General features: G+C 59.0%; 9 protein-coding genes. All 9 read left to right on the top strand.

Annotated elements, in window-relative coordinates; translation table 11 throughout:
- Positions 1-141 precede the first annotated feature (141 nt).
- The 9 genes from ACTNC3_RS03220 to rfbH all read left to right on the top strand — a co-directional run bounded on the left by ACTNC3_RS03220 (position 142) and on the right by rfbH (position 14,001).
- Positions 142-963 (top strand): hypothetical protein, encoded by an 822-nt coding sequence (locus ACTNC3_RS03220; RefSeq protein ID WP_441226436.1) that lies wholly within the window; start codon positions 142-144, stop codon positions 961-963.
- A 157-nt stretch (positions 964-1,120) separates the two neighbouring features.
- On the top strand, positions 1,121-2,590 hold the full coding sequence (locus ACTNC3_RS03215) for an ABC transporter ATP-binding protein (RefSeq protein WP_441226435.1): 1,470 nt from the start codon (positions 1,121-1,123) through the stop codon (positions 2,588-2,590).
- The gene (locus ACTNC3_RS03210; protein WP_441226434.1) at positions 2,590-6,288 is read left to right on the top strand and encodes a glycosyltransferase; all 3,699 of its coding nucleotides are present in this window, start codon (positions 2,590-2,592) and stop codon (positions 6,286-6,288) included. Before ACTNC3_RS03215 ends, ACTNC3_RS03210 begins: the two co-directional genes overlap by 1 nt.
- A gap of 98 nt (positions 6,289-6,386) precedes the next feature.
- Entirely contained in the window at positions 6,387-7,205 is an 819-nt protein-coding gene (locus tag ACTNC3_RS03205; protein ID WP_441226433.1) for a glycosyltransferase family 2 protein, read from the top strand.
- Positions 7,206-7,215: 10 nt separating this feature from the next.
- A complete protein-coding gene (locus ACTNC3_RS03200; protein WP_441226432.1) occupies positions 7,216-8,922 on the top strand; it encodes a hypothetical protein in 1,707 nt (568 codons plus the stop codon).
- A 76-nt stretch (positions 8,923-8,998) separates the two neighbouring features.
- The gene (locus ACTNC3_RS03195) at positions 8,999-10,423 is read left to right on the top strand and encodes a hypothetical protein (protein WP_441226431.1); all 1,425 of its coding nucleotides are present in this window, start codon (positions 8,999-9,001) and stop codon (positions 10,421-10,423) included.
- Between the two features lie 124 nt (positions 10,424-10,547).
- Positions 10,548-11,321, top strand: coding sequence for a glucose-1-phosphate cytidylyltransferase (gene rfbF / locus ACTNC3_RS03190; RefSeq protein WP_441226430.1), 774 nt, complete (start codon positions 10,548-10,550; stop codon positions 11,319-11,321).
- Between the two features lie 122 nt (positions 11,322-11,443).
- Positions 11,444-12,655, top strand: coding sequence for a CDP-glucose 4,6-dehydratase (gene rfbG / locus ACTNC3_RS03185; RefSeq protein ID WP_441226429.1), 1,212 nt, complete (start codon positions 11,444-11,446; stop codon positions 12,653-12,655).
- Positions 12,652-14,001 (top strand): lipopolysaccharide biosynthesis protein RfbH, encoded by a 1,350-nt coding sequence (gene rfbH, locus ACTNC3_RS03180; protein WP_410042727.1) that lies wholly within the window; start codon positions 12,652-12,654, stop codon positions 13,999-14,001. Before rfbG ends, rfbH begins: the two co-directional genes overlap by 4 nt.
- Positions 14,002-14,050 lie beyond the last annotated feature (49 nt).

Genomic DNA, 14,050 nt, shown 5'->3' with positions numbered 1-14,050 from the left:
GCCGGCAGAAGCCATACTGTGCTTCTGCCGGCATCCCTCCGGGGTCTCTGACTTACTGTCAAAAAATTGTAAGCATTCCGTACGCCATTCTGTGCTATACTCCCATTAAGAACGAAGAGAGATCCTTAAAGGAGAAGAGATATGAGACGATTAAACTGGACGAAGCTTCTGGCTAGCGCGACGGCGATGACCCTGATGAGCGCGATGCCGTCGATGGCCGCATGGCAGTATACCCTGCAGGGCCCGATCGCAATCTGGACCGAGACGACGACCGGACAGCAGGTATGTGTATACGCCGGACAGCCGGCTCCGGACGGCACCCCGGCACCGACCGTCACGATGACCGCCGAAACCTTCACGACTGAGGCCGCGCAGCGCGCAAACACCGCACAGTCCATCGCCGCAGCCAATGCTGCCGTCGATGCGGCGAAGGCCGCCCGCGGAGGAAACGTCGTGCAGGAGACGACCCTGACCACCGAGCAGCTCGCTGCAAACACCGCAGCCGCGAACGCAAACCTCCAGATCGGTGATGTCACCACGATCGCGAAGGTACTGCCGAAGAGGGGCAGTGGCACCGGCCCGAATAATACCTATACGAACGCGACACTCCCGACGATCCAGACCCAGGATCAGAGCCAGCTGAATCAGAGCGGCGTAACCGCCGGCACCTACCTTTCTCCGGCTGGTGTCGCGCAGACGACGAAGACCTATAACTATAACACCACGACCGGCACCTACAGCTACTACGCAAGTGACGGACACCTCGTGACGAACGCAGGCTCCCCGAACGTAGGCCCGACCGCCGGCACGACCACCCAGACCACGACCAGCACCACCACAACGACAACGACCGGCACGACGGGCAGCACCACGACGCAGACCAGCACCGGCATGAGCTACACCGGCACCCTCCCGTCAACCGGCGCAACCAACGTGAACACCTACAAGACCCCACAGGCCTGATCGTATAATTCATTCAGCCAGAGGACCCGGCTGGAGACTTACCATCCTATATGGAAAAATAGAAGCAACTATGCTAAAATATTCCCCAAATGCGCAGAAACGCATCTGGGGATTTTTGTTTGCGCCGGAAACCACGGCGCCTTCACTTATAAACTATATGGAAACGAAGAATACAGAACACAGCTCGTCCGACATCGTCATCGATGTTCAGGACGTCACGAAAATATACCGCCTGTACGATAAGCCGATCGACCGCCTGAAGGAGGCGGTGAGCCTCACGCACCGGAACTACCATCGGGACTTCTATGCCCTGAGCCACGTCGGATTCCAGGTACGAAAGGGTGAAGCCGTCGGCATCATCGGTACCAACGGCTCCGGTAAGTCGACCATGCTGAAAATCATCACCGGCGTCCTGACACCGTCCGAGGGTGCGGTCAGCATCCACGGTATCGTCTGTGCGCTCCTCGAGCTCGGTGCCGGCTTCAACCCGGACTACACCGGCATCGAGAACGTCTACATGAACGGTACGATGATGGGCTTCACGAAGGAGCAGATGGACGAGAAGCTCCAGGAGATCCTCGACTTCGCAGACATCGGCGATTTCGTGCACCAGCCGGTCAAGAGCTACTCCTCCGGTATGTTCGTCCGCCTCGCCTTCGCACTCTACGTCGCGATGGACCCGGAGATCCTCATCGTCGATGAGGCACTGTCCGTCGGCGACGTCTTCTTCCAGGCGAAGTGCTATCATCGCATGGACGAGCTCCGCCGGAACGGCACGACCATCCTCATGGTCACGCACGACCTCGGCTCCGTCATGAAGTACTGCGACCGCGTCATCCTGCTGAACAAGGGTGAGAAGGTCTCCGAGGGACTGCCGGGCGACATGGTTGATCTGTATAAGAAGATTCTCGCCGGCCGCTTCACCGAGGAGGATCAGCGCTATGCGCAGCACCAGGCCGACGCACAGGCAGCAGTGGACTTCATCGACGGCCAGAACTTCGGCGTCGACAGTGTCGGTGCCGCGGCCCTCGCAGAGGGCGAGGACGGCCCGGCGACCCGCATCCAGCGTTCGAAGGACGCGTCCGGGGAAGCCAATGCAGGCGACCACAGCACCGGTACCTCCGCGGGTCACGAGACAGCACCGCTCATGCAGGACAGCCTGAACCTGAACCCGAACGTCCAGCACTACGGCGACGGACGCGCGACCATCTGGGATCTCGGCATCCTCGACCAGCGCGGGAAGATCTCGAACGTCATCGTAAAGGGCGAGACCTTCTCCATCAAGGAAAGGATCCGCTTCAACGCCCCGATCGCGGCCCCGATCTTTACCTTCACCATCAAGGATAAGCGCGGCGCGGATCTCACCGGCACGAACACCCTCATCGAGGGCTGCGATATCCAGCCGGTGAAGGCGGGCGATGAATATACCTGCACCTTCACCCAGCGGATGACCCTGCAGGGCGGCGAGTATCTCCTCAGTATGTCCTGCACGGGCTTCGAGGAGGGCGAGCATGTGGTCTATGACAGAAAGTATGACGTCGCATCCATCACCGTTCTTTCGAACAAGAACACCGTGGGTGTGTACGATATGGAGTCCGAGGTGACTCTGGAAAGGCGTGAACACTAATGGATTTTTCACGACACATCACCAATACCATCGAATGGTTTTATTTCGAGGACGTAACCTCGGGCCGCGAGCGCGACGCGTCGGTTCTGGTGCTCGGCGATAAGGAGACGACGGCACCCTTCGTGACCCTCCTCGAGCCGCGCGTACATCAGGTATCCCGCCGTCTCGACGACAGCACCTACGACTATGTCGTGATCCCGGTGCTGACGAAGAAGATCCTCCGTCTGTTTCAGGGCGACGTCCACACGATGCTGCATGCCCTGACGGAAACCTGGCTGAAGAAGGGTGGCCGTATCCTGATGGGCATCGAAAACGCCCTCGACATCGACCGTATGGCTTCCAGCGACCGGAAGGAGGATGTCCTCTATCTTCGCTGGTCCGAGCTCGCGTCCCTGCGTGCGACCCTTCGTGAGGAGAAGCCGGGCGCACGGGATACCCTCTACTATCTGACGCCGGAGCTCAGCGTACCGCTTCACTTCTATAGTGATGCGCGCATGCCGGACGTCTCTGAGGAGGACGAAAAGACCGCACTCCTCATCCGGGAGAACCGCTTCCGCGAGTTCGCGCCGGCCTACTTCTACATCTATCAGCCGGATGACAGCGTCCGCCCGAAGGCAAGGGATTACCGCCGCTTCCTTCCGGACTACATCAAGTATAATTCGACCCGCAAGCCGGAATACGCCATCAAGACCCTGCTCTACCGGGATGATCAGGGGAAGCGCTTCGCGGTGAAGGCCGGTACGACGCCTGCGGCCAATGCACACATCGAGTCACTCAGCGAGAAGGCAGAGGCGATCGCTGCAGCGAACCCGCAGCTCACGGTACTCCGTGCCGTCGAGACCAGTCGTGCCCTCGGAAGCTATCAGTTCCTGAGCTTCATCCGCTATCCGTTCGTCGAGGGACAGAGTCTGAGCGAGATCCTGCGGGATATGATAAAGGACGGTGTCGCACCGATCCGGGAGCTCGCAGAGAGCGTCGACCTCGTGCTCGGCGCGAAGGATGGAAGTGTGCAGCCGGCGAACTTCGACTGCCAGTTTGATAACATCATCATGTCCGCTGACCGGCCGACCCTCATCGACTGTGAGTGGGTCTTCGAGGAAGCCGTCGACGTCCGTTTCCTGCAGTACCGTATCCTCTACTACTGGTACATGGAGTACCGGGAGTTCCTGGCCTATGAGGATGTGCTGGCCTTCCTCCGGAACTTCGGCTTCTCGAAGCCGGAGCTCGACGCCTTCGCTGAGCGTGAGCGATCCTTCCAGGAGGAGATTCATGGACAGGACGGCGAGCGCATGCATGCCTTCCTGAACGATAGGGTCACCGTAAAGCGCTTCCGCGCCCTCGAGGAGGAGTATACGAAGACCCTCCACGATGCACAGGAGCTGCAGCGCGAGGTGAAGGAGCGGGACATCACGATCCAGAAGGAGCGCGAGGTCAACCGCCTCACCCAGGTGCATGTCGCAAACCTCACGAACGTGATTCAGGTGCATGAGCGTGACATCCAGTCCCTCATCGCCGAACGCGACTACTATATGGCCCGCCAGAGCCTGAAGGCCCGCGTGGGCACCCGCCTTCGGAACAGCCTGAACCACCATTTCCCGGTCGGCTCCCGTAAGCGGAAGGTGCTGAGCTATGTGAAGCGGACCCTCCGCCACCCGGCGAAGATGCTTCCGATGTACTTCACGGAGGATGGCAAGAACCGGATCCGTGGGGATTTCAATGTCGGTGATCTGTATGCAAGCTACGGAAAAGTGAAGTTTGAGCGAAGCGATGCACCGCTTGTCAGCATCGTCATCCCATGCTACAACCAGATCCACTATACCTACCAGTGCCTCATCAGCATCAAGGAGCATACGGATTTCGCAGCGACCCCATACGAGGTCATCATCGCGGACGATGTGTCGACCGACGCGACCCGTGAGATCGGCCAGTATGCGGAGAACCTCGTCGTGGCACGAAACCGCGAGAATATGGGCTTCCTGAAGAACTGTAATCAGGCGGCCTCCATCGCCCGTGGTAAATATATTTTCTTCTTAAATAACGACACGCAGGTGCAGGAGGGCTGGCTGTCCTCCCTCGTCGAGCTGATCGAGCGCGATGAGAGCATCGGTATGGTCGGCAGTAAGCTCGTGTACCCGGACGGTCGTCTCCAGGAGGCGGGCGGCATCATCTGGTCGGATGGCTCCGGCTGGAACTATGGCCGTCTGCAGGATCCGGCGGACCCGGAGTACAACTATGTGAAGGAGGTCGACTTCATCTCAGGTGCCGCGATCATGATCCGTACCGAGCTCTGGAAGGAGATCGGCGGCTTCGATGAGCGCTTCGCGCCGGCGTACTATGAGGATACCGACCTTGCCTTCGAGGTGCGGAAGCACGGAAAGAAGGTTATGTTCCAGCCGAAGTCCGTCGTCATCCACTTCGAGGGCATCTCGAACGGCACGGACACCTCGGATACCTCGAGCCTGAAGCATTATCAGGTCGTGAACCAGGAGAAGTTCCGCGAGAAGTGGGCGGCCGAGCTTCGGGAGCAGTGTGTCAATGATGGCAACCCGAACCCGTTTGACGCCCGTGAGCGTGGTCAGCACCGGCCATGCATGCTGATGATCGACCACTATGTACCGACCTGGGATAAGGATGCCGGCAGTAAGCTGGACTATCAGTATATGCAGCTCTTCCTGCGTCAGGGCTGGCGCGTGAAGTTCCTCGGCGACAACTTCGCCCATGAGGAGCCGTACACCTCCGCGCTCGAGCAGCTCGGCATCGAGGTGCTCTATGGTGCGAAGCTCCAGGCGGACATCTGGGGCTGGATCGAGCGGAACAGCGCCTTCATCCGGATCGCCTATCTCAGCCGTCCGCACATCGCGGCACGCTACATCGATTACATCCGCGACCATACGGATATGAAGATCATCTACCATGGATCCGACCTTCACTCCCTCCGTCTGATGCGCGAGTATGCGATCGACCATAACGAAAAGACCCGTGAGGAGGCCGAGTACTGGCATGGCGTCGAGTACGCCGTGATGCGCAAGGCCGACATGAGCTACTTCCCGTCCGAGGTAGAGGCGGAGATCGTGCATAAGGAGGATCCGACCATCCATGTGAAGGCCATCACCTCCTTTGTATACGATGCGCCGGCCGTCCTCGATGAGGATTATGCGAAGAAGCAGGATCTCCTGTTTGTCGGTGGCTTCGCGCACCCGCCAAACAAGGATGGCCTCCTGTGGTTCGTGAAGGATATCCTGCCACAGATCGAGGCGGAGATTCCGGGCGTGGTACTCCACGTTATCGGGTCTCATGCAGATGACGAGGTGCTCGCGCTGAACGCGCGGCCGGATGTGGATGTGCTTGGCTTTGTCAGCATCGAGAAGCTCGACGAGATGTATCGTCGGAGCCGCGTCGTCGTGGTACCGCTTCGTTTCGGTGCCGGTGTCAAGGGCAAGGTCGTCGAAGCGCTGCACGCGGGAACCGCGGTGGTGACGACAAGCTGTGGTGCCGAGGGTATCCCGGCGGCAGAGACGGCCCTGCGTATAAAGGATGATCCGACCGGCTTTGCACAGGAGGTTATCCACCTCTACAGGCATCCGGAGGAGATCGAGCAGATGGCGCACAACGCCGTCAGCTTCATCTCGACCTTCTACTCACCGGAGGGTGCCTGGGCGAAGATTAAAGATGATTTCGAAACCGGCCGGAACGTATAAACCATATGGAAGTACCATGCCGCTGTTTATGACAGCGGCATATGAGATATGAAGTGCAGGATGCTTCGAAAGACGCATTCTGCAGATGCTAAAGAAACATGAATACACGTAAGCATTATAAACACTGCTTCGCGGTCGCAGCCTATGGAGAGTCACCCTACCTTCCGCTTCTTCTGCATTCGCTGACAATGCAGAGTATCGAGAGCCGGGTGATCATCTGTACCTCGACCCCGAACCGCTATATCACGAAGCTGAGCGCGCAGTTCGGCTACCCGGTCTATGTGCGGAATGGCGCACACGGGCTGCAGCAGGACTGGAACTTCGCCTATGAGATGGGCGCGGAGCGCTCGGAGCTCGTGACGATCGCCCACCAGGACGATCTGTATTTTCCGGACTACACGAAGGCACTGCTGCATGCCTTCCAGCACTTCCCGGATATGTCGGTATTCTGCTGTCGCTACGATACGATCGATGGCGAGGGCAACACGATCGACGGAAGCTCGGAGAAGGTGAAGCGCATCCTGCGGCTTCGGCTGAAGGACCATGCGCATGCGGACCGTACGATTGTGAAGCTCTCGGCCCTCCGCTACGGCAACGGCATCGGCTGTCCGAGCTGTACCTATCACACGAAGTACTGTCCGGCACCGCTGTTCCGGAACGACTATAAGTTCGTCATCGACTGGGATACCCTGATCCGCCTTGCACGTGAACCGGGGCGCTTCATCTGCATCGAGAAACCACTCATGGCCTACCGTGTGCATGCCGGAGCGGAGACGATGCGAAACATCGAAAATCACAATCGGGAGAAAGAGGAACGGGAAGTGTTCCGGAAGCTGCATTCGGCACCGGTGACGGATATGCTGATGCACTTCTATAAGAAGGCGTATGGCGCATATCAGCAAGACCCAAAACAGTAAACATGTTCTTATGACAGGCGTGGCACTCATCCTGCTCCTTCTGTTTGGGCTGTTTATCAACCGGCACCTCAGCATACGGGCACTCTATGGTGACGACCTCTACCTCTGGTCCTTCTATGGCTGTGAGGATTTCTGGTCCTTCACCTTTCCGAAGGTGACGAAGGGAAACTTCCGCCCGTTCTACTGGGCGCTGAGCTACCTCGAGTTTCGTCTGATCGGCCCGCACGTGCACTGGTATGCCCGCTTCAACGTGCTCCTGAACGTCGCGATCGCCTGGGTGATCTATTTCTTCAGCCGTCGCCTGAGCCGCCTCACGCGGACGCCGCAGGGCATGCGGATCGGACAGGCCGTCGGTCTCCTGACCGGTATGCTCTACCTGCAGTCGCACTTCGCGGCCTACCAGATCGCACAGGTGCTCGGACTCCTCGAGTCCCTCGCCCTGCTGCTTGCGCTGCTGACCCTCTGGGGCCTTTTCGATTACATGGAGGGCCGCGGCACGCGTGCTTACCTGCGCGCCTGTCTCTGCTTCTTCCTCGTGATCTTCACCCATGAGCGCTATATCGCGCTGGCCCCGCTCTTTTACCTCGCGGTGCTCACGCAGTACCTCACGGAGCGGCGGCTCTGCCGACGCTTCGCACCGTCCCGGACGTCCTGTGCGGCTTCGGACGAAATACCAGCGATGAACCGCCTCGGGCGGACCGTCGAGCTGCTTCTGCCGCTTCTGATCCTCGCCGTCTTTTTCGGCACCCGTGTGGTGGTGGCCGGGGAAGCGATCCCGGTCGGTACGGCCGGCACGAAGGTGCAGGACACCTTTTCCCTCGCCCAGGCCCTCGGCTTCGCGTTTTCGCAGGTCGCCTACATCTTCGGGATCAATGCAGGCCACGCGATTTTCTGTGGCGTGTCCTTCGCGGATTCCGCCCGCTGGGTACAGGCACTGATCGTCCTCAGCTGGCTCTGCCTTCTCCTGATGCTCGTGCTCTATGTACGTGGGGCCTGGAAGAGGGGACGGATCACGCCGTGTCTGATCGGGGAGAACCTTCTCTTTATCTGCTTCATCGCCCTCTGCATCGGCTCGAGCTCCATCACGATCCGTCTGGAAACCCGCTGGGTCTATGTGAGCTATACCGCCGCGCTTCTGTATCTCTCCTATATGCTCGGAGAGATCGCGAAGTCTGGAGCTGTGAAAGCGAAAGCCGGCAGGGCAGTGCGCACGCGTGCAGCCACCGTGCAGAGAGCGTCGACGGCTTCCATAAGTGCCTCGGGTGAACGGGCAGCGTGCCACGGAATGGCCATGGTCCTCGCGTTCTCGCTCCTTTTTATGGCGTACGGGGCCGTGATGACACCGGTGGAGCATTATGATCGACAGCATTATCCGAACATCTTTTTCTTCTTCGATCAGGATCGTGTGAATTCGCTTGCGGACTGTACGATCGACGCAGTCGGTGCCGGGGAGTTCCTCGGAAAGAAGCAGGTGTATATCTACTATAATTACTACGAGATGAGCGACTTCTATGCGGAGTACTTCTATAAGCCGTTTGACCCGGAGAAGACCGGACAGGGCACGGAGATTCACTTCATCAACCGCCCGGACGAGATGCCGGCCGACGCGACGGTGGAGAACAGCGTCGTCCTCATGGAGCATGGAAACCGTGGCTACATCGATGTGACCGCCCAGACCTTCGGACTGGCCGCGTGGGAGGCGCTTCCGCAGGCGTAGGATGCGCTCGATGCAGCGTCAACAAGATGAAAAGGTTCCCGGGGCACCCCGCGGATATACGGAAAGGCTGTGTGCGATGTCCATAGTGAAGCACGAAAGCAGAAAAACGGAAAATCGAAGCAGAAAGCGGGTGGGGGAGTGCCGGAAGGGACTCCTCCTTCTGCCGTTCATCGGAGGGCTGTTTCTGCTCTGGTATGTGCTGCATGCGACGGTGGATGTGGTCTATTCCGACTATATCCGCATCATCAACAGCTACCTCCCGTATACCCTGGACCCGACGAGCTTTTTCGTGCCGGATATCCTGACCCGGATTCCGATCAACTATCCGCTTCGCTGGATCAATGTCACGTTTTTCGGCTACTCGGTGCTGTTTGACCGGGTGCTCTGCATCCTGGGCTGCGTGCTGCTGATGTGCTCGGTGGCGCAGTACCTGATCCGGGAGCGAAGCGGCGTCTGGATCATCCTGCCAGTGATGCTCGTCGGCTTCAGCCTCGATAAGTGGGAGATGCTTCTGAACGGCACCGGCTGCGTGCACTTCCTGAGCTACGGTCTGTTTTTTTATCATTACCTCGTGCTCGAGCGCGTCTTCACCGGCACACAGAAGCCGGGGGATGTGCGGCGGCTCTATCTGCTTCCGTGGCTCTCCCTGCTGGTGGCCGGCCCGTATATCGCGCAGTACACGGCGACCCTCCTCGTGGCCTATGGCTACCTCGTCTTTCTTCGGAATCGCAATGTCGACGTCCGCCGGCTTCCGTGGTACGGCCTCTGTGCGCTGGTCCCGCTGGTGCTCTACTATATGAGTAACGCGGCGGCCACCTTCGAGCATACGGGTGCGCAGGACATCGGTCTCCTGGAAACCCTGCAGCAGTACCGCGGCTTCTCGCTGCATTTTCTGCTGAACGGCTTCGCCAGCACCCTGCTTTCTGGCTCGGTGCTGGAGGATATGCTCGCGGCCGGGACGCTCACGTATCCGATGGTGTACCTTCTCGGTGCCCTCGTGATCCTGCTCTATGCCGGTGCCGTGCTGCTCTACTTCCGGACCGGACAGTACCGCCGGACGATTTTCCCGATGCTGCTCCTCGTGAGCGGTGCCGGAAGCCATGTCCTCGTCTTCCTGTCCCGCTACATCTTCCTGACGGAAACCTACGCATGGCAGAGCCGCTACGGCCTTCAGTACCTGCCGGGCACCCTCGGCCTCCTGCTCATCTATGGCGCGGCTTTCACGCGCTTCCGGCAGCAGCATAAGGTCACACCTGTGATGCTCTCTCTCGTGGTGCTTCTTTCCTTCACTGCGGGGACCTGTTATACTGATAAGCGTGAAATCGACGCGATGCCGTTCCGGCAGATGTACTTCGCCTCCATAGCGGACGCCGCGCGTGATTATGAAAACCTGAGCGATGATGAGCTGAATCTCATCTTCGAATACCACCATGGCCCGAACCGCGTTCGCCATGCCATGGATATTTTAAAGGAAAACCAGTGGAATGTTTTCCGGAAGTGACGGTACATGTGCCATGTCCTGGGGTGCATGCATGTACGGCCTGATGGAAGTCATACAGGCGGTACATGCGTCATGATTTCTGAGACATGCGCTTCCGTTTACGATGCATAAAAGGATGTAAGCTATGAAAGTATTGATTTTAGCAGGTGGTTTCGGAACCCGTATTTCCGAGGAGTCGCATCTCCGTCCGAAGCCGATGATCGAAATCGGCGAGATGCCGATTCTCTGGCACATCATGAAGTACTACTCGAGCTACGGCTACAACGATTTCATCATTCTGGCCGGCTACAAGCAGTACGTCATCAAGGAGTATTTCGCGAACTACTTCCTGCATAATTCTGACGTCACCTTCGACCTCAGCAACAACCAGATGGAGGTCCATCACAACATGAACGAGCCGTGGCGCGTGACCATCGTCGACACCGGCCTCAACACCATGACCGGCGGACGCATCAAGCGCGTGCAGGATTATGTCGGGGATGAGCCGTTTATGCTCACCTATGGCGATGGCGTTTCTGACGTGGACCTCGAGGCGCTCGTAAACTTCCATCATGCACATGGGAAGATCGCGACCATCACGACCGTTTCCCTCGCACAGCAGAAGGGCGTCCTCGACATCGACGAAAACAACCAGATCCGGGCCTTCCGCGAGAAGGAGCGGGAGGACGGTGCCATCATCAACGGCGGATTTATGGTCTTCCAGCCGGAGATTTTCAACTACCTCACGGATGATCGCTGCGTCCTCGAGCAGGAGCCGATGCACCGCCTCGCCGCGGACGGCGAGCTCATGAGCTTCTACCACGCCGGCTTCTGGCAGTGCATGGACACCCAGCGCGAGAAAAAGCTCCTCGAAGACCTCTGGGCGAGTGGAAAGGCACCATGGAAAAAATGGGAGTGAAAGCGTTTGCATAAAGCAAACGCTGGAACGATATCCAGCAGAGCTATGCTCTGCTCCCGCAGGGCTAAACTCGGGCCTCCTCAGCCCGAGTTTAGGGCTTTGTAAATAGAAAGACATTTTTTATGACCAAGTTTGAATCCTTACAGCAGTTTTATAAAGGGAAGCGGGTGCTCGTGACCGGCCACACCGGCTTCAAGGGCAGCTGGCTCTGCCTCATGCTCCGAATGCTCGGCGCAGAGGTCTACGGTTACGCCCTCGCGGCCCCGACCGAGCCGGCGCTCTTCGACATCCTGAAGCTTTCAGAGGAGATGCACTCGGAGATCGGCGACATCCGTGATTTTCCGCATCTCAGCGCCTTCATGGAGACCGCGCGTCCCGAGGTCGTGCTGCATCTTGCGGCACAGCCGATCGTCCGCACCTCCTACCTCTATCCGCGGGAGACCTTCGAGACGAACGTCATGGGCACCGTGAACATCCTCGAGGCGATCCGTCGCTACAATGCGCAGCATGCGGAGAAGGTGCAGTCCTTCCTGAACGTGACGACCGATAAGGTCTATGAGAACCCGGATCTCGCAGACCACGCCTTCCGGGAGGATGAGAAGCTCGACGGCTACGATCCGTACAGCAACTCGAAGTCCTGCTCCGAGCTCGTGACCCACAGCTACCAGAAGTCCTTCTTTTCGCCGGGCGCGGACCCATCCGCTACGGTGACGGCGATCTCCACTGCACGTGCGGGCAATGTCATCGGCGGTGGTGATTTCGCGGTGGACCGTATCATCCCGGACTGCGTACGGGATACGATCGCCGGCCGAACCATCCATGTGCGGAACCCGTACAGCACGCGTCCGTATCAGCATGTGCTGGAGCCGCTGTATGTTTACCTCCTGATTGCGATGACCCAGGCGCAGGGACAGCAGACTACGGGCACGCAGGCGTCCGCCGCTTCCGCTGAGATGAACGAAGCGGGGCATGACGAGCGCACGACGGAGACATTGGCCCGAGACGTGGCCGGATGCTATAACGTCGGTCCGGATGAGGTGGACGCCATCACGACGGGCGCACTCGCGGATCTCTTCGTACAGAGCTGGGGCGCGGGCGCGGCCTGGCACACGGATGCCGAGGCGAACGCACCGCATGAGGCCGCGTACCTGAAGCTGGATACGCAGAAGCTGAAGGAGCGCTTCCACTGGCAGCCGCGCTGGCATGTCACGGAGGCCGTTCAGGAAACCGTCGCATGGTACCATGCATGGTCGGAGGGGGCCGATATGCGGGCCCTGACCGAGCAGCAGATCCGTGCATTTTTAGCAGATGAAAGAGAAAAGAGCAGAACATGACAGAGAAAACAGAGCAGCAGGCGAGACAGGAAATCCTCGATCTCGTCGCAGAATATGCAAGAAAATATAAGGTCGCACCGATGCAGCAGCCGTATCATGAGGGCGAGCGCATCCCGTATGCCAGCCGTGTCTATGATGACAAGGAGATGGTGAATCTCGTGGACAGTGCGCTCGAGTTCTGGCTGACCGCCGGACGCTACACCGAGGCCTTCGAGCAGAAGTTCGGTGAGTACCTCGGCGTACGCTATGTGAGCCTCGTGAACTCCGGCTCCAGCGCCAATCTGCTGGCCTTCAGTACACTGACGAGTCCGCTGCTCGGCGAGCGCCGCGTGAAGCGTGGCGATGAGGTGATCACTGTGGCTGCCGGCTTCCCGACGACCGTGAACCCGATCATCCAGTATGGTGCGATTCCGGTCTTCGTGGATGTGACCCTGCCGACCTGTGATATCGATGTGACGAAGCTCGAGGCGGCGTACTCCGAGAAGACGAAGGCAGTGATGATCGCGCATACCCTCGGTAATCCGTTTAATCTGAAGGCGGTGAAGGATTTCTGCGACCGGCATCAGCTCTGGCTCGTGGAGGACAACTGTGATGCGCTCGGCTCGACCTATACGATCGACGGCGAGACCCGTCAGACCGGCTCGATCGGCGACATCGGTACCTCCAGCTTCTACCCGCCACATCACATGACGATGGGCGAGGGTGGTGCCTGCTATACGAACAACCCGCAGCTTCACCGCATCATGCGCTCGATCCGTGACTGGGGCCGTGACTGCTGGTGCGCACCAGGGCACGATAATACCTGTCACCACCGCTTCGACGGGCAGTATGGCGAGCTTCCGAAGGGCTATGACCACAAGTATGTCTACAGCCACTTCGGCTATAATCTGAAGGCCACCGATATGCAGGCGGCGATCGGTGTCGCACAGCTCGAGAAGTTCCCGGGCTTCGTCGCACGCCGTAAGCACAACTTCGAGCTTTTGAAGTCCCTCCTCGTCGAGGGCGGAGCGGATGCGAAGCTGATCCTGCCGGAGCCGGAGCCACATTCGGACCCGAGCTGGTTCGGCTTCCTCATGACCTGTCAGGAGGGTGTGGACCGTGAGACGGTGGTTCGCTATATCGAGGACCACGGTGTGCAGACCCGTATGCTCTTCGCCGGCAACCTCATCAAGCACCCGTGCTTCGATGAGATGCGTGCGACGGGTGAGGGCTACCGCGTGGTCGGCAGCCTCGACACGACCGACCGCATCATGCGCGATACCTTCTGGGTCGGCCTGTATCCAGGTATGACGGATGAGAAGCTCCGCTACATGGCGCGCATCATCCTGGAGGCGATTCAGCAGTAAGCGCTGCGCCGGGAGAACCGACGAAGTGCCCTGTGCAGCGGACGGCAGT

The sequence above is a fragment of the Oribacterium sp. HCP3S3_B9 genome (assembly GCF_052064255.1).
GTDB lineage: Bacteria > Bacillota > Clostridia > Lachnospirales > Lachnospiraceae > Oribacterium.
The sequence above is the reverse complement of the archived record's forward strand: the minus strand, read 5'-3'. Positions and strand labels throughout refer to the sequence as shown.